At 62.0% G+C, this 263-nt stretch carries 1 pseudogene; it reads right to left on the bottom strand.

Annotated features, from left to right (window positions below):
* Positions 1-263: pseudogene (locus tag AC0L2B_RS00070) on the bottom strand (hypothetical protein); the annotation flags it as partial.

The following is a 263-nucleotide window of genomic DNA, read 5'->3' as shown; positions in this document are numbered from 1 at the left end:
GGCCAGTGCAGTGTGTTTGAGTCCGCCCGTGGCGAAACGAGCGATGGCTTCAAATTGCATGTCCAGCGTCTGGACTCGCTCATCGCCGTCTGTGGCACGGCGCTCCAACGTACGGCCGTCGGCGCCGAGGGTGCGCAGGTCGACCACGTAGCGGTCCTTGTGTGACTGGTCCCAGCGGGTCATCTGACGCAGCGTTAGCCAATCGTTGACATCGTGCTCGGCGCGGTACCAGACCGAAAATTTTTCAGCCTTGTCACGCGACC

The sequence above is a fragment of the Mesorhizobium sp. WSM4815 genome, assembly GCF_055811575.1.
Note: the sequence above shows the minus strand (reverse complement) of the source record. Positions and strands in the feature narration are given on the sequence as shown.